The sequence below is a fragment of the Nostoc sp. genome (assembly GCF_036917095.1).
Taxonomy (GTDB): domain Bacteria; phylum Cyanobacteriota; class Cyanobacteriia; order Cyanobacteriales; family Nostocaceae; genus Nostoc.
Genome location: NZ_JBALFH010000030.1, coordinates 156,000 through 172,261, shown reverse-complemented (window position 1 = coordinate 172,261; position 16,262 = coordinate 156,000). Strand labels below are relative to the sequence as shown.

Here is a 16,262-nt window from a genome sequence, read left to right as displayed (position 1 = left end):
CAAATAAATATAGTGTTTCGATATTAGAGGAGTTTGATAGTGGTTAAGACTAGTCTGAATCAAGAGCAACAAGTTACTACTTCAGCACAAGGCGCAGTTGACATCAGACAACTATCTACTATTTTGCTTCGCCGACGCTTTTTGATCTTGGGGGTTTCCTGTGTAGTTATGTCGGCTGCTAGCCTGTTGGCTGTCATTGCCAAACCCACTTACCAGAGCAATATGCAGATATTGGTGAGTTCCAATTTATCTGAAGGGGCACAGTCAAATAATATCCCAGTAGAGGCAGGTACTCAGGTTACTGATTCCAATTCTCAAGTAGTTGATTCCACTACTCAGATGAAACTAATGCTGAGTTCTAAACTGCTTCAGAAAGCTGTAGATTCACTTCATTCTGATTATCCTGATATTACCTTACAAGATATCAATGGTCAAAGAGAACAGAACAAAAAAGCATCTCTAAAAGTGACTCCAGAAGAGGGAGGCATAGGAGCTAACAAAGTTTTTAGTCAAGTATTTAAAGTTTCTTTCAATGATGACGATCCAGTCAAAGCACAAAGAGTACTTCAATCTCTACAGAAAGTCTATCAAAACTACAACAAAGACCAACAAAAAGAACGTCTTAATCATGGACTGGCTTTTGTAAATGCTCGCTTACCTGAGATAAAAAAAGAGGTGAGTAAAGCTGAGAAAAATTTGGAACAGTTTCGCAAGAAACATAAATTACTCGATCCCGAAGTCCAAAGTAAAATCCTGCTCGAATCTCTAGCCGATATTCAACAACAGTTACAAACCTCTCGTGCCAACCTTCAAGATGTAAATGCTCGCTACGATAACTTAGAGCAACAAATAGCGTCTTCATCCCAGCAGAATGAACTAATTTCTTCTCGTTTAAATCAGTCAAGCCGCTACCAAGCACTATTGAGTGAAATTCAAAAGACTGAACTAGCGTTGGCTAAAGAACGGCTCCGCTATACAGATGATTACCCATCGGTACAAAAACTAAAGCAGCAACGCCAAAGTCAACTGTCGCTATTACGACAAGAAGTGAAAGCGATTACTACTAGCAGTAAGGGAGAACCACTCTTAAAAGGGCAAATGGTAGGGATCGATCCAACGCTAGTAGACGAGTTTATTCTGGTGCAGACAACTGTCTTAGGACTAACTGCCAATGAAAAGAATCTAGCCGAGTCAGAACAGCGACTGCGCTCTGAGCTAAACAAATACCCAAGCTTAATAGCAGAGTATAACCATCTGCTGCCAAAGGTAGAAACTAGTCGCAAAACCCTTGAACAACTTCTCCAGACGCAACAGTCCTTGGGACTGAAAATTTCTCAGGAAGGATATAACTGGCAAGTTTTGGCAGAACCTTCTCCGGGTACTTATATGGGGAACGACAGATTATTACTTTTGGTTGGAGGAGCGGTAATTGGCCCGATTTTAGGTATCTTAGCAGCCCTGATTTTGGAAAAGTTTAATGACGCTATTTATTGTGCGGGAGATTTAAAGAAACTGACGAACCTACGCGTACTGGGGTCAGTACCAAAACTACCATCGGGTGGTGTCAAAAAGTGGCGGTTGGGACTGCCTTGGAATACCCGACGAAACTCAGATTCCTCTGTAATAGAATCCAGTAGTAGATTGCCCGTTCATGAAACGCTGGACATGATCTACCAAAATATTCAAATATTAAAATATCCCTTACCCTTTAAGTCGCTGATGTTTACTTCAGCACTACCAGGAGAAGGGAAGACAACCTTGGTATTAGGGCTTGTGGCTAGCGCTACCCGGATGCATCGACGGGTATTAGTTATTGATGCTAACCTGCATAATCCTAGCCTGCACAAAATCCTAGAATTATCTAATGACTGGGGACTATCTCTGTTATTAGTTGATGAGACAACTACTCATTTTCAAGATTACATCCAACCCATTCACCCCGCCATTGATATTTTGACTGCTGGGCCGGAACCGGAAGACACGGTGAAGTTGCTCAGTTCTCAACGGATGAAAGAACTAATAGAGTTGTTTGAGCAAAGTTATGACCTAGTACTGATAGATGCTCCGCCTATTTTGGGCACAGTTGATGCCAGGATTGTGGCATCTTTTTGCAATGGGATCGTAATGGTAGAGCGTATGGGTAAAGTGACCCGAACTGAACTGACTCAAGCTATAGAAATTTTGAGTAAGTTGAATTTAATTGGAATTATCGCTAATGAAGCGAGCAATTCTCAAAAGGTATTAGCATCGTAGGCTGATAGAAGTAGGGGAGCATTGGGCATTGGAAAAGGCAAAGTAGGAGATTCTCCCCCTACCTCCTTCAGCTGATTTCTACCTTATAGCTTAAGCAAAATGCATAATTAGTAGGAGGTGGCAACCTTCTGCGTTAGAGAAGTGTCTCATCTGAAAGTAGTAGACGCCATAATGCAGAGCGTCAATTAGATAGTAGTGTGATTAAACGATCGGTATGAAATTCCAACTTTATTTAGGCTCTTTATTTTCCCAGATTAAAGTACGTCATTGGTGGGTAAGTATCTTTTTGTGGATAGCTTTAGTTGCCCCAGCCCAAGCGTCTGTAATCCTGCGCGTGGCAATTGAGAGGGGAGTTAATCAGGTAAGAGTCGGCAGTTCCACCACTGGGGTCGTTAAGGATAGTACTGGCCGGACTCTTGGACAATTACCAGCGATGAGTGCATATTATGCCCAAGCCGTTCCTGGTGGAGTTGCTTTAGATAAGTGGCAGTCTGGTTTGTTTTGGATTGAGCCAACTGGTAAAGGATTCGTTTATATTGGCGATCGCTGGTATCGGGGCAGAACTCTGGTTGTTCCCACAGAAAAAGGCTTAACCGCAATTAATTGGGTTGATGACCAAGAATATCTCTACAGCGTTCTTGGTGGCGAAATGGATGCTAGCTGGCCCCAAGAAGCACTAAAAGCCCAGGCGATCGCAGCCCGCACTTATGCCCTCTACGAACGAGAAAAACAACGGAATAATCCCGTTTACGATTTAGGCAATACCCCAGATCGCTGGCAAATTTACAAAGGTGTCATCAGTGAATCTCCTGCTACTTACGCGGCAGTGGATTCCACATTAGGGCAGGTACTAACTTACAAAAACCGGATTATTCTCTCAGTTTTCCACGCTTGTTCTGGGGGACACACCGAAAACGTCGAAGATGTTTGGGGAAATACCCTCCCTTACCTGCGTGCTGTCCAAGACTACGATCAAAATGTCCGCGAGTGTAATTGGGTGAAAACCTTCTCGCCCAGTGAAATTAGCGCTAAATTTCCTGAAGTGGGCAGTGTGACGGCGATGATTCCAGAGACATACTCACCTTTCCGCAGTGTTAAAGTCTTGAAAATTGTCGGTAACAGAGGCACGAAGGTGCTACAGGGCGAGGAAGTGCGAACAGCCCTGAAGTTAAAAAGTACTAAATTTAGCGTCACCAAGGGGGCTGATGGTAGTTTTATACTGCAAGGGCTTGGCTATGGTCATGCTTTAGGTATGAGTCAGTGGGGAGCGTACAATCTTGCTCGGCAAGGAGTGAACCACTTACAAATTTTGGGACATTATTATCAAGGTGTAGCCCTAACACCAATTCAGGCGAAGTAATTGGGGATTGGGGCATTGATTATTTCCCTTGCCCCCTTCTCCCCTTGTCCTCTGCTTCCTATTCTCCACTCCCCCGTTCCAAGCGTTTTTTCCATTCAGCGTCAATTTTTGCGGAACGCTCAACTTCTTGGTCGAGTAAATCAGTTTCGCTAGAATACACTAAATCTTCATTGCCTATGACTTTTTCTGCTGCAAATTGTTGGGCATAGTCGATTTTTTGTTGCAAAGGTGCATCAGGACTTGCCACTAGCCTCGATCTGGAAAGGCGATCGCGGTTGCGATCGGCAATTTTGCGATTACGCCAGCGAATCCAAAAATAACGCAATAACGGGATGCCTAAGAAACCTGCTCCGTAAAGCAATAGCAACCAATAAATTCCTTGCACAAAGGCTACTAGTCCACCTAATTGGGCGGCAGCTGTGCCATCTCTCAACAAACTTCCCAGTACTAAAGCACCAACAAAATTTAGTACACCCAACCCAGCACTTAGCATAATTTGCCCGGAACTTGCGGCACTAAAACGCCAGGGAAATTCCTCTAAGCGATCTGATATTGCATGACGACGCTTTTTAGTTGCACTCACCTGCAACTCTGGGAAGTAATAAACAATTTGCCCTTCTGGACTTACCTCCGGTTGCCCATTAAATCGCGTCAGAACGGGCAGCATATAATCTTCGTACTCTCTTGTGTATCCCTCGCCAATGTCATCCAAATATGGAGCAATTTGTTCTGCTACCACTGCGCCACGGTTAATCTGAATCACCGTAGCAATTTCTTGCCAGCGACGTTCTTCTAAGTTGGCGTTAGGATTACCATCGCCAAACAAAAACGAAAACACAGCTTCAAAGAAATTCAGATTGCTTTCTTCTCCGCTTTCACGTCGCCGTTCCTGGTAGTGGGTGTCATAATTTGGGCTAAGATACCAAAATAAATTTGGAAAATAGAAGAACCCTCCACCTCCAGAGTTACTGCCTCGATTATCGCCGTCACGGTCTGAATTGAGAGAGGTAATGATAATGAAGATGGTAACAGTTATCAGGGCGATGGAAACAGTTAAGAAAATTCCAAAAGAAATGCGAATCAGGTAAAACAGAACACTCCAGACCTTTTTCCACCATTCCTGCAATCGTAGCCGAAAGTATTTATTACGTAAATTTGCTCGAAAGTTTTGTGGAAAAAGGAAAACTATATCACCTGAATCCGCTACTTGCAAATGTCCCCCAGCATCAGATGCCAGGGCTAACAAGCTTTGATTAGCTTCAGCGACGTTCAATCCTGCCTGAGTTGCCACATCACCAACGGTGACACGGTAACCCAGTTGTTCCACAGCTTGCATGATGGTGGGACTGGGAGCCATTGCTCTCCCCTCCTGTTGAAACTTATTCCCTTTTCTTAAGTATAAAGTTTTATTTTGAGCAACATTGGCAAGGGCAGGATTAAAAAAGGGGCAAGGGAGCAGGGAGCAAGGGGGATACAGAAAGAGGATTCGACCCCGCCTGCGCCACCTTCCCGCAGGGTAAGAGAACCACGCTTTTGAAGTGGACGAAAACCCATGTTCCCCTTCATTCCACGGTGGAGGAATGGGTCATTTTCCCCCTGCTCCCTGCCTCTTCGTTGAAGCATGAAATCATTAAATATATAAATCACATCAATTTGGCAAACTGACACAGTTGATAAATCAACAAATTGCCTGACACACAACGTGTTATAATCATTTGCCTCAGTTTGGTTAACCAGCAAATTTTCTGCTCAAATATGGTTCAGTACACTCTCGCTCAAAGCCCAGAAATTATCCTTACTGTTTCTGGAAAAGATTCAACCAAAGCCCGTGACAAAGCAATGGATCAGCTGATGGAACTGATGGATGCAGGTAAGCTACCCACGGAACTGGAAGAAGGATTTGGCCCTCAACAATTAATTGAGGTTAAAGAGTCAACTATTGATAGTGCTAGCGGTGAGGATACGATTACACAAGCTGTCCAGGTGCTGAGTAACCTGGCCACGCTCAAGCTGAAAGTTCAGGAGTCGCGATCTGAAGCGTTAGAAATTCGCAAAGCGGTTGATGTTTTGTTCACCGACGAGTCAGTGACAGAAGAGGAAATTACTCGACTCAAGGAAGGTTTTAAAGTTCTCAAGAATTTTGCCCAAGCTAATGTGCGTTACCAGGAAGCGCGATCTAAAGCAGAACAGGCTCGGCAGACTCTGGATCAAGCTCTTAAATCGCCTGACAAGTAAGATTTACACAATTAGATGCATTGAGACACATTTTAAAAATGTAATTAAATACCTAAAAGACAGGCTGCAATTGCCTGTCTTTTGATTTACTGGGGCGCTAGGATTCGAACCTAGGGATGGCGGGACCAAAACCCGCTGCCTTACCACTTGGCTACGCCCCAACGACTTTACTCTAGTTAATATAGCAGTTAATCCTGGGTTAATGTCAAGTACTTTAATATTGATTTCAGATAATCGGTTTTTACACCAGGACATTGATTGCTTGAAACCCTTGCACTTAGCCTTTTTCATCACTTTGGGGTGAATCCTTGAATCAACGTTTGGCTGTATCGTCGAACTCGCGTTAATTTATCCGATAGTGATGAAAGAGGGTTAAGGGACAAAATTTTGCGATCGCAATTCCTTTGCATCTAAAATCTGCTTCACTCGATCGTGAACGCCTTGTCTGTTCCTCCTCACTAAGGACACACTATTTCTTCTTATTGATGACTTGTTGGTAAATCGCCATCAACTGCTGATAATTAGCTTCAGGAGCATACTTAGTCTCATAAACCTGGCGAGCATTTTTGCCCATAGTTCTCATAGTTTCAGGATGAGTGGTTGCCCATTCTATTTTGGCCGCCATATCCGTATGGTTGCCTGGTTCAAAATGTAAACCAGTTACTCCATCCTCTACAATTTCTACCATGCTACCTAATTTGGACACCAGTACAGGTAGACCGCAGGCAAAAGCTTCAGCAATAGTTAAGGGAAAACCTTCGTACCAAATAGAAGGAAATATTAAAAACCGTGCATTCTGCATTAGTGCTAACACTGTTGGCTTATCCTGAAACCCTAAAAATTCGATGAAATTTTCGCAACTTGTATTTTTAATCTGTTGCTGCAACTGTTGACGCCAAGGGCCATCACCCACAATTTTTAGGGGAGTGCATAAATTTTTCTGTAAATAGGCATCAATTAAAACAGAAACTCCCTTTTCTTCAGACAATCTACCAACAAAAAGTAAGTAGTCTTTGTGTTCACCATTTTGCTTTCGAGAGTCTGGAGCAAAAACAAAATTAGGTTTGATGTAAAACTTTTCTGCTGGCAGTCCAGCCTGTAACATTTTGTCTTTTTGAAATTGGGTAAAGACAATATAAGCATCTACCTGTTGGTGCCAAGTACCTCGCAACCGATGCCAGCTGTTCATTGCTGCTATAACCGAGCTTTGTATGCGGGAGTTGCGGTAGCAGCCATGTACAACACTAGACCACGGTACCCTCTGTCCAAAGCAATCTACACAAACCTTTGCATCTCGAAAAGGTATTGCTTTGGGACAAGCAAGCCGATAGTTATGAAGAGTTTGGACAATACTTAGACCATGCTCTCGACAAGCATCATATATGGAAGGAGAGAGTAGGGGAAAGAAGTTATGTACATGGACGACATCAGGGCGGAGTTGGGAAATTTTGATGCGAACTTGTTGTTTTGCTGAATATGAGTAAATTGCACTCATCGCAGTTGCAACTTTATCCCAGGTATTTTTAATTTCATGATTACTAACTTCTAGTAAAGATACCTGATGACCATTTGCTTTCAATAAGGATTGTTCAGCTTTTACTACTCCATCCTCTCCGCCTGCAAGTCGATAACGGTTATGTATCAACAGCACTTTCATGCAGTTAACTCTCTGAATCGTGAAAGTAAACAACCAACTAGTAGATCGTGCAAAGTAATTACATCCTGATTTACAGTAGTTTTACCGTTCTATAACCAGCTTTTCTAAAATCTCTAATCCGACAAATTTTTGAACGTCTGCTACCACTTCTAAAGGAAGCTCCTAGTAGTATCGCTAAAGGAGCTACTGAGAAGATATATACCAAGTAAGTTGGTGCAAAAATTGACCTACGTCACCAAATACCAAGCTAACGAATACCTAAAAAATAGGTTACTCCACAGTTTTTACAAAACTAAACATACCTCGGTTTTCTGGTGCCGGCTTACTTATTACGTTATCACTAATTATCGCTAGAGCCATAGCTCTAACTCAACTTCAAGCAAGATTTATTCAAAGTTGAAATTTCTTCGTAGAGTTGAATTAACTGCTTCCCCTTACTTTCCCAACTGAAAGTCTCTCTCACCCTCTTTTGCCCGGCTTGACCCATCAATAATCTTAGCTCTGGGTTACTAGCCAAATACGTCATAGCCTTAGCAATATCACTTACTACTTGATCGGGTGTATTTGCCTTGATTTTCAAACCAGTTTCCTCTGTAACCTGAACACCTGGGCCTCCTAAATCTAGACAAATCACTGGTCGCCCTGCTGCCATTGCCTCTAAACACACGAATCCTCCAGATTCATGCAAGCTGGGATGAACTAACACATGGCAGTTCTGTATTTTACTCCATGTATATTCGCGAGATAGATGGCCTAAAAACTTGACTTGTTTAGTAATATTCAGATATTGAGTTAATATTTCTAACTGTTTGCGTTCAGTACCTTCTCCTACAATCCAATACTCAGCATTAGGTAAGTTTGCTTGGGCAAATGCTGCTAATCCCAAATGAAACCCTTTCCAGTGCAAAAGTCTACCTACGCTAATAAATCGAATTGCAGAATTATCGAGAATTACAGAATCTGAAAGATTTGCTATTTCATTTTCAGATAAGCCTAATGGAGAATAAATTTGAACATTTTTTGTGCCCACTTGGCGCAAGCGTTTAGCTGTATCTTCTGTGGTAGCGCGGGCTAAGACACTTTGTTGTGCAGTGAGGCGAACTAAGGGATCGCATTCTCCTATCCAGCGAACCAAATTTCGCAAAACCTCATATATCTTGCCACGGAAACTAAAATCTTTCCAAAAACTTTTGGGAGATGATTCCCCGCCACCAACTGGCCCCCAGATGAAAGGAACTGGTAGCAGTGAAATTAAACTAGGGCTTGAATACTTCACATAAGTTACATGATGTAGGATATCAAAGCCAATCTGCTTGTGGAGCGAGCGACTGATAAAATATGCCCAAATTTGCCAAAGGTAATAATGGACATAAACCCCCCATTGTTTTCCCATCCTCTGATGGCTCCAGTCTATAATCCAGCCTAGAGGATCTAAGTAAACAACGTGCAGGTTGGGCAGAGGGTTATGTGCTAGTTCAGTTTCAAGACCTTGACGGTGACAGTTTGATGTGAGTACCCAGATTTGATGATACTTGCTTACCTCCCTAACAACATTCCAGCCTACTCCTGGTTCAGAACCCTTTTCGGGTTCACAAGCATATGCACAGATGAGAATTTTTAACTGTTTCATTCCCGACATTTCCTTAATGCTGTATACAGGCTATGTCTACGACGGGTTACGCCTACGCATAAAATAATATCAACTGCTGGTCTATGGTTCTAATGATTAGAAGCGATCGCTAAAATTCCTAAAAACTTGTTAACTTTTAAACATGAGGAAGCTTATACTTTCTTCTGATTTTGATACTGTGTACCAAGTTAAGTAGCCGCCTGAAAAGCTTTGGCGATATTACTGAGAAAGTAAAAATATAAATTTAATATTCAAAGTTAGGGGTAGCTAGATTATTTCTTTTCCTTTTTCCTTAATCCCCAGTCTCGTGAATGAAAACCGCTGCAATCCGACTTGATGAGAGTAGTTGCTTCATAGCCAGCCATATAAATAGTGGAATGGTCTTAGCATAGCGACCACAAAGTCGGCGCGGTTCTTGAACCCATCGATACAGCCATTCAAGTCCTAAGTCTCGAACTATACGGGGTGCCCGCTTGTGAATTCCTGCATAAACTGGGAAAACTCCACCCAGCCCAATCATTACAGCTTGTACCTTACCCTTATGTTGAGCAATCCAATTTTCTTGCTTAGGACATCCCAGAGAAACTAAGACGGCGCTAGCACCACTAGAGTTAATCTTTTGAACCAAAGCTTCGTCTTCAGTTTCAGTCAGAGGACGAAAAGGTAGAGGTTCCATCGCCGCAATCTTCATCTGCGGAAATTCCTGCTCTAACCTTTTTTGCATTTTAGAAAGAATTTCTGTTTGAGAACCTACAAAGAAAATACTAAGATTTTGTGTTTGAGTTAGCTGACACAATGCTAGGAAAATATCCATCCCTGCCACACGGTCTTGGTAAAGCGCTCCCATTTTTCGCATCATCCATACAAGAGGCATACCATCAGGAGTAACTATATCTGCATTTTGTAATATGGTGGCAAACTCTGGATTTGAATGAGCTTCAATGAGCATGTGTACATTGGCTACATATACAGTTTTACTCTCACGCCTACTCGCCCACTTACATATTGTTTGTACCTGCTCGTCAAACCGTAAAGCAGTAATAGGAAAATCAAGCACTTTTTTAGTAGGTAGAAGCACTCTCGCCACCATCAATAACTCCTGTGTCCAAGAAAAAAATCCATAGATTACCTAGACCGTTCCGAATATTGAAGAATTCAGATTGGATGACTCCTGACTTTTTGTAGGTTTGTGTCATCGTTGGAAGTTAACACATGGAGGTGCAATTGCCTTCTTAGTATATTTTTAGCTTAATCGGTAATACTAGAATTATTTGTTGTTGTGTCCTAGCTTACTGTTTTAAGCTAGGGCTTTTAGACGCTATTTGGTAAAATTCATACTTCCTTCATAATTAATTTTTGATTTGTTCATGCAAGCATTACAATTGCGATAAATTCCTATGGATATAGATTTATTTAAGTAATATTTGCTACATTAAATTGGACAGAAAAGTAGTATACCAGATACTCAATATGCTGATTTTGATACGTAAATATGCGCTTAAGAGCTTCAATTCAAATTAGTATATTTTAAAGAATGGCTAATAAATTTTTCTTATAAATTTCCAACTTTATTACAGATTTAATTTAGTCGATCTATTGATACTATTGATAAATCCCTAAAATTTATTTTGTTCTGAAATAAAAGCCCAAAAAATAAGGGGAAGATAAACTTATCTTCCCCTGCTTTAGTGTTTTTGTTATTGTCTGGTTTGTTACTTTCCTTGAGTCTTTGGCGTAACATTTGCCTTTGCTTTTTGAGTTGCCGTTTCCTCGCAGAACCGCCTCTACCTTTGTCATTCCTGCCTTCTTTACGGGGAGATTCCCATCTTTTCAGGCGCATAATTTAACCTCTCTAACACTTGTTTGGTAGTGGGCAGGAGGAGAATCGAACTCCTATGACCGCAAGGCCGCCACATTTTGAGTGTGGTGCGTCTACCAATTTCGCCACCCGCCCTTATGTCCAATCTTAACTATTATACTCTAATTAAGTGATTTTGTAACAAGTCTGAAAATTAATTCTCAAAGTTTTGCTGGAATAATAGCTCTAAGAACCATTCGGCTTAAAGGCGTGGCAGGGTCAATAAACTAGAGTCAATATCCTGTAGTTTAGCGCAGCCGCTAAGTGCCATTCCCAAATTTAACTCATCTTGTAGGAGTGAGATGACATGAGATACACCAGCTTGTCCTGCTACTGCTAGTCCCCATAGAATGGGTCGTCCGATCAGTACCGCTTTTGCTCCTAATGCCAGAGCTTTGAGAATGTCTGTGCCCCTACGAATGCCTCCATCTAACAGTACTTCTACTTTACCATCCACTGCTGTTACTATTTCAACTAGGGCGTCTAAAGAAGCGATCGCCCCATCGAGTTGTCTGCCACCATGATTGGAAACAACAATTGCTTTGGCTCCATATTCTACAGCCCGTATAGCATCATCTGGGCGTAAAATGCCTTTGATGACTAAAGGTAGTGGAGATAAAGACTGCAACCATTCCAAATCATCCCAAGTGACTGCTGGGTTTAGCTGTTGGGCAAAATAGGTAAATAATCCAGATTCGCCTATTTCATGGGAAATATCTAGCCCTGAGATGGTGGCGAGATTAGCCAGATGTAAGTCTAAGGGTAAGGAAAACTCGTTACGTCTATCTCTCTCTCGCTGTCCGAGAACAGGTGCATCTACAGTTAGACAAAGTGCTTTATAGCCTGCTTTATAGGCTTTTTCTACCAAGGCACGAGTTAATCCCCGATCTTTATGGATGTAAAGCTGGAACCATCGCAAAGAATCTGGAAATCGATCGCACGCAGTTGCCACTTCTTCAATGCTCTTTGTGGCCATTGTACTTAACACCATGCCCACACCAGCTGATGCCGCAGCTAGGGCTGTGGCAACTTCTCCATCTGGATGGGCTAGACATTGAAAAGCCATCGGTGCAATTAACAAAGGTAGTTGCAGGGGTTGTCCTAAAATGGAGGTAGTTAGATTGCGATCGCTTACATCGACTAATACACGAGGTCGCAGCTTGACTCGCTCAAAGGCAGCACAATTATCCCGTAATGTTATTTCATCCCAAGCACCACTGCTATAGTAATCAAGCGTCATTTGAGAGAGATGCTCTTTTGCTAGCTTTTCGTACTCAAACAGATTTATGGGTTGAAAGCGATGGTCGTTGGGTACAACTGTCATGGTAGAGGCTGTGGGTTAAGCAATGGGATATTTTTTAATCCGATTGTTCGGGTAATTATCGATTTATTAGTAGTATCTCAGACTGAGTTCTTCTAAAGGAACCTATTTAATAATTCTTCTCTGGATAGTTGCAGTAATAAAGGAGTAAATTCCTCTGGAGATAATGCCAATAAAGCTTCAGTGATTCCTCTTAGCTCTGCATCTAAAGAACCAAAGCGAACTCGCAATAAATTCTCTATAACATTACGACGTTCGGCTTGAATTCCGGCTTGAATTCCTTCTTGAATTCCTTCTTGGATTCCTTCTTGGATTCCTTCTTGTTTAACTTCTGCTAATTTTTGTTCGTAAATAGGTGATAAACGCATAATTAAATCTCTATCCTCCTCGTCTATATTCTGATTGAATTCTAAGGTAGTCTTTAAATTTAAAAATAAATCAATTGCTTTGGAACGTAAGGGATTATTTTGGGGAAGCGCTTCTAGTTCGTCTATCGCTTGTTGCTGAACTCTTCCCTTACCTAAAATTCTCAACCATAGCGTTTCTTCTGTACGCGGTAATTGATGAATTACCACAATTGCTGTTCTAAACAAATCGCCTAAAAAATGTACTCCTATTCCCCAATACTCTTCATCTAAATTAGTTCTAAAACCATCCAATATAGATTCAGAAGCCGTGGGTGACAAAATCCACAAACGTGGTAATTCTGATTCTGCAAGCCGAGTTTTATCACCTTTAGCTTGACGTTTTAGTTCAGCAAAGATATCAAACAACTTATTTAGAAAACTGCGGATCTCCGCAATTGTAGCTGCATTTCTAAATGGTTCAACTAATGCAGGTTCAGCCGCAAATTTTCCTAACAGCCCTAATTCTATTGTATTCCTTGTGGATTGGGGTGGAGGTACAAAATAAACATCAATCTCTCGGATTTGAGACGGAACTTTCCGACTTGTTTCCACTTCTCCCAATGGTTGTAACAATTCTTTAAGATAGTCTTTAGCGAACTGGTCGTGAGGAAACCTGGTCATTAGCTGATTTTTGGGCTGTACCAGTATTTTACATCACAGTGAATCGCCCACAGCTTACCCGAAAAACTCTAGCAAATGCGATGTCTACGACGGGCTGCGCCAACGCATGGGCGAATCATCTGAATTATTCTGAGCTAAAACACATCTAAATTTACATAACCTAATTTAATTAGTAGCTCTACCAGTTTCGCCATCCGCCTTTGGGTGCAACTTCACTACTTGTAGACTTCAATCCATGAGTTTGGATTAGAGATTGATATTCTGTGCTGCTTGCCCAGCGGTCAATTTCTCGCGCCCGCAGCACTGGCACTGGATGGGTTAATTGGGCTGTGCGGGCAGCTTTAACCATTTCACCTAGTTCGGTCTTGCTAATATCATCGTAAGCGCGGGCTTGGGCAACAAAGGCATCAAGATTCAGTTGTGGCGCTAAGGTGGGTGAACCACCCGCCAGCTTCATCAATACTGACATGACAACTTTGGGGTCTTGGGTTGCTAGTAATGCGGCGCGATCGCAGGTAAACTCAGCACAGCGTACCCATTCTAAAAGCTGTGCTTGTATCGCTTGAGCAACGAAGGTTCCGACATTGGGCACAATCGCCGCAGCTAATATTAATAAATTTACAGGCGTCAAGTAAACACTATGGTCACACTTGAGATGCCCCAACTCGTGGGCAATTACTGCCTGTATTTCTTCTGGTGTAAGGATATCAATTAAGGATGTGTGTAACACAACAAAGGGCTGCTTACCCCGCACAGCAAAAGTATAGGCGTTGGGAGCCGGATGTTGCCGGACGTATAACTGGGGAGGCTCTATATCCAGGATTTTACAGGCATCTAACAACAGCTTGTATAAATCAGGCAGTTGCTTTTCACCCACCAGAACGCTGGAGGCAATATTTTCCACATAGAAAACCTGCTCTGCCATTGGCCCAAGCCAATTTCGCACCAACATATCTATGCCAGGTATTTGCTTGAGCGTTTTGGTAGCTTCCAGGTCTAATGGATGACGAAATGAGTCAGCTTTTAAACCAATCAGCGGGGTTTTTAAGAAGGACATAGTGCAGCAAGCTATAAAAAAATACAACTATGGAATTTGGCTGATTAAATAAACAGCCTCCCACAGTTAGTATAACGATTTAAGTAGAGTGGGCAGTGGGAGCAGGGGGAGATGGGGGAGAAAATTTTACCTTGTCTCCCTTGCCTCCTTTATCCCCGCCTCAGTCTCAACCTTTCAATTTCAACTTGACAGGCTACCGATGGCGGAAGCGATTTCTGCATCTGATGTTTCGCCCACGCGGAGGATTTTAGCTCCCAATTGCTGCAACTTTACATCAAGTCGATCGTAGCCGCGATCGAGGTGCTGTAATCCCTGAATTGTGGTTTGCCCTTCAGCTGCCAATCCTGCTATGACTAGCGCTGCCGATGCTCGTAAGTCTGTGCCTAATACTGGTGCGCCAGATAATTTCGGTACTCCCCGAACGAAAGCAGCGTTGCCTTTGACACGAATGTCTGCCCCCAAGCGATTCAACTCTGAGGCATGACGCAAGCGATTTTCAAAGACAGATTCGTTAATCACGCTGTCGCCTTCCGCCAATGTCAGCAAAGCCATGAACGGCGCTTGCATATCTGTGGGAAAACCTGGATGGTATTGAGTTTCAATATCCGTTGCCTTGAGGCTTTCCGCTGGCAGAATACGTAAGTGTTCGGGCTTTTCCTCAATTATTGTCACCCCAATATCCCGCAGCTTGGCAATCACTGGTATAAGATGTTCTGGAGCTACTGGCGAGAGAAGAAGTTCAGAACGGGTAATTGCTGCTGCTAGCAAAAACGTCCCGGCCTCAATGCGATCGGGAATAATGCTGTAGTCAACAGAATGCAACTTGGGGACTCCTTCGATAATAATCCTGCTAGTCCCGGCGCCCTGAATCTTTGCTCCCATCGCGTTACAGAAGTTAGCCAAATCGACTACCTCCGGTTCTCTGGCAGCATTTTCGATGATCGTTTCGCCCTCTGCGAGGGTAGCCGCCATCATCAAGTTTTCCGTCGCTCCGACGCTGGCGATGTCTAAGTAAATCTTCGCACCTTTTAATCTTTTGCTGCTGCCAGGGACGTAGGCATTACAAATGCCATGCTCAATTTGCACCTCAGCCCCCATTGCTTGCAGTCCTCGAACATGCAAGTCAACTGGTCTTGCCCCAATAGCACAACCGCCTGGTAAGGGCATCTGTGCTACTCCTAATCTTGCCAGAATGGCACCAATGGCGAAAAAACTCGCCCTCAACTGCGTAACTAGTTCATAGGGAGCTTTTGATGTTTTAATCTCGCTGGCGTTGATGTCTAAAATGTCACCTTGCCGTGTTAAGCGTACACCCAAAGCTAATAACACCTGCCCCATCCGATCTACGTCCGCTAATAAAGGGACATTGCGGATACGACAATCGCCCGGACACAGCAAGGCTCCAGCCATGATTACCAATGCTGCATTTTTTGCCCCGCTAATTTTCACATGACCTCGCAAAGGATGCCCACCCCAAATTTGCAAGACTGAGGAGTCTGCTTCTGGAGCAATTTTGGCATCTGGTAAGCTGGTAGAAGGATTAATAAGCCTACCTCCAAAAGTAATACGTATTTTATATGTTTGAAGTTGGTTTCGATTCTACAGTAAAGTTTCAAATTGTCCACATTTTAAGACAACTTCTTGGATAAAAAAATTGTTTTTTATGGAAAAATACGGGCTAAAAATCAGCAATAGCAGGCTTTTTAAGCTTTTAAAAAATTTAATAAAAAAGAACGAATAAGTAGTAAGCTTCAGCAAAATTAAATACTCAGTAAAATAACTTAAGTGTTCTCTAAAAATCAATGCTGTACTGTTGAGTTAATATTTTGATTCCATCTATCCCTTGAAAAACTCGTTTCCAGT

Annotated in this window: 14 protein-coding genes and 2 tRNA genes; 3 read left to right on the top strand and 13 right to left on the bottom strand. The window is 42.5% G+C overall.

Annotated features, from left to right (window positions below; all coding sequences use genetic code 11):
- Window positions 1-39: 39 nt before the first annotated feature.
- Window positions 40-2,253 (top strand): GumC family protein, encoded by a 2,214-nt coding sequence (locus V7L01_RS14540; RefSeq protein ID WP_335035827.1) that lies wholly within the window; start codon window positions 40-42, stop codon window positions 2,251-2,253.
- 214 nt (window positions 2,254-2,467) lie between these two features.
- The gene (locus V7L01_RS14535) at window positions 2,468-3,613 is read left to right on the top strand and encodes a SpoIID/LytB domain-containing protein (RefSeq protein WP_335035825.1); all 1,146 of its coding nucleotides are present in this window, start codon (window positions 2,468-2,470) and stop codon (window positions 3,611-3,613) included.
- A gap of 58 nt (window positions 3,614-3,671) precedes the next feature.
- Here the strand turns inward: V7L01_RS14535 and V7L01_RS14530 are convergent, their stop codons facing one another.
- Both V7L01_RS14530 and V7L01_RS14525 read right to left on the bottom strand, forming a co-directional pair.
- Window positions 3,672-4,970: a hypothetical protein gene (locus V7L01_RS14530; RefSeq protein ID WP_335035823.1), complete on the bottom strand. Its 1,299-nt coding sequence runs from the start codon at window positions 4,968-4,970 to the stop codon at window positions 3,672-3,674.
- A gap of 35 nt (window positions 4,971-5,005) precedes the next feature.
- On the bottom strand, window positions 5,006-5,353 hold the full coding sequence (locus tag V7L01_RS14525) for a hypothetical protein (RefSeq protein ID WP_335035821.1): 348 nt from the start codon (window positions 5,351-5,353) through the stop codon (window positions 5,006-5,008).
- A gap of 15 nt (window positions 5,354-5,368) precedes the next feature.
- Between V7L01_RS14525 and V7L01_RS14520 the strand changes: the two genes are divergently transcribed.
- On the top strand, window positions 5,369-5,848 hold the full coding sequence (locus tag V7L01_RS14520; protein WP_335035819.1) for a hypothetical protein: 480 nt from the start codon (window positions 5,369-5,371) through the stop codon (window positions 5,846-5,848).
- An 89-nt stretch (window positions 5,849-5,937) separates the two neighbouring features.
- Here V7L01_RS14520 and V7L01_RS14515 read toward each other — a convergent pair.
- The 11 genes from V7L01_RS14515 to murA form a co-directional block, all read right to left on the bottom strand.
- A tRNA-Gln gene (locus V7L01_RS14515) sits at window positions 5,938-6,009 on the bottom strand.
- Window positions 6,010-6,317: 308 nt separating this feature from the next.
- Window positions 6,318-7,505, bottom strand: a complete 1,188-nt coding sequence (locus V7L01_RS14510) for a glycosyltransferase family 4 protein (RefSeq protein WP_335035817.1) — start codon at window positions 7,503-7,505, stop codon at window positions 6,318-6,320.
- 364 nt (window positions 7,506-7,869) lie between these two features.
- Window positions 7,870-9,135 (bottom strand): glycosyltransferase family 4 protein, encoded by a 1,266-nt coding sequence (locus tag V7L01_RS14505; protein WP_335035815.1) that lies wholly within the window; start codon window positions 9,133-9,135, stop codon window positions 7,870-7,872.
- 292 nt (window positions 9,136-9,427) lie between these two features.
- Complete coding sequence (locus V7L01_RS14500) at window positions 9,428-10,225, bottom strand: WecB/TagA/CpsF family glycosyltransferase (RefSeq protein WP_335035813.1); 798 nt, start codon at window positions 10,223-10,225, stop codon at window positions 9,428-9,430.
- Window positions 10,197-10,331, bottom strand: a complete 135-nt coding sequence (locus tag V7L01_RS14495) for a hypothetical protein (RefSeq protein WP_335035811.1) — start codon at window positions 10,329-10,331, stop codon at window positions 10,197-10,199. The genes V7L01_RS14500 and V7L01_RS14495 overlap by 29 nt, the downstream gene beginning before the upstream one ends.
- 383 nt (window positions 10,332-10,714) lie before the next feature.
- Window positions 10,715-10,975 carry a hypothetical protein gene (locus V7L01_RS14490; RefSeq protein WP_335035809.1) on the bottom strand — a complete coding sequence of 87 codons (261 nt, stop codon included), beginning with the start codon at window positions 10,973-10,975 and terminating at the stop codon, window positions 10,715-10,717.
- Between the two features lie 30 nt (window positions 10,976-11,005).
- Window positions 11,006-11,089: transfer RNA gene (locus V7L01_RS14485), tRNA-Leu, on the bottom strand.
- A gap of 106 nt (window positions 11,090-11,195) precedes the next feature.
- Window positions 11,196-12,317 carry an alpha-hydroxy acid oxidase gene (locus tag V7L01_RS14480; RefSeq protein WP_335035808.1) on the bottom strand — a complete coding sequence of 374 codons (1,122 nt, stop codon included), beginning with the start codon at window positions 12,315-12,317 and terminating at the stop codon, window positions 11,196-11,198.
- 92 nt (window positions 12,318-12,409) lie between these two features.
- Window positions 12,410-13,342: a hypothetical protein gene (locus tag V7L01_RS14475; protein WP_335035806.1), complete on the bottom strand. Its 933-nt coding sequence runs from the start codon at window positions 13,340-13,342 to the stop codon at window positions 12,410-12,412.
- Window positions 13,343-13,520: 178 nt separating this feature from the next.
- Window positions 13,521-14,399 (bottom strand): M48 family metallopeptidase, encoded by an 879-nt coding sequence (locus V7L01_RS14470; protein ID WP_335035804.1) that lies wholly within the window; start codon window positions 14,397-14,399, stop codon window positions 13,521-13,523.
- 180 nt (window positions 14,400-14,579) lie between these two features.
- Complete coding sequence (murA, locus tag V7L01_RS14465; RefSeq protein ID WP_335035913.1) at window positions 14,580-15,944, bottom strand: UDP-N-acetylglucosamine 1-carboxyvinyltransferase; 1,365 nt, start codon at window positions 15,942-15,944, stop codon at window positions 14,580-14,582.
- Window positions 15,945-16,262 lie beyond the last annotated feature (318 nt).

What these genes read in the sequence shown, in the direction of transcription:
- V7L01_RS14535 (WP_335035825.1), top strand. Translation starts at nt 2,468, where the DNA reads ATGAAATTCCAACTTTATTTAGGCTCTTTATTTTCCCAGATTAAAGTA.
- V7L01_RS14530 (WP_335035823.1), bottom strand. Translation starts at nt 4,970, where the DNA reads ATGGCTCCCAGTCCCACCATCATGCAAGCTGTGGAACAACTGGGTTAC.
- V7L01_RS14520 (WP_335035819.1), top strand. Translation starts at nt 5,369, where the DNA reads ATGGTTCAGTACACTCTCGCTCAAAGCCCAGAAATTATCCTTACTGTT.
- V7L01_RS14510 (WP_335035817.1), bottom strand. Translation starts at nt 7,505, where the DNA reads ATGAAAGTGCTGTTGATACATAACCGTTATCGACTTGCAGGCGGAGAG.
- V7L01_RS14505 (WP_335035815.1), bottom strand. Translation starts at nt 9,135, where the DNA reads ATGAAACAGTTAAAAATTCTCATCTGTGCATATGCTTGTGAACCCGAA.
- V7L01_RS14500 (WP_335035813.1), bottom strand. Translation starts at nt 10,225, where the DNA reads ATGGTGGCGAGAGTGCTTCTACCTACTAAAAAAGTGCTTGATTTTCCT.
- V7L01_RS14495 (WP_335035811.1), bottom strand. Translation starts at nt 10,331, where the DNA reads ATGACACAAACCTACAAAAAGTCAGGAGTCATCCAATCTGAATTCTTC.
- V7L01_RS14490 (WP_335035809.1), bottom strand. Translation starts at nt 10,975, where the DNA reads ATGCGCCTGAAAAGATGGGAATCTCCCCGTAAAGAAGGCAGGAATGAC.
- V7L01_RS14480 (WP_335035808.1), bottom strand. Translation starts at nt 12,317, where the DNA reads ATGACAGTTGTACCCAACGACCATCGCTTTCAACCCATAAATCTGTTT.
- V7L01_RS14475 (WP_335035806.1), bottom strand. Translation starts at nt 13,342, where the DNA reads ATGACCAGGTTTCCTCACGACCAGTTCGCTAAAGACTATCTTAAAGAA.
- V7L01_RS14470 (WP_335035804.1), bottom strand. Translation starts at nt 14,399, where the DNA reads ATGTCCTTCTTAAAAACCCCGCTGATTGGTTTAAAAGCTGACTCATTT.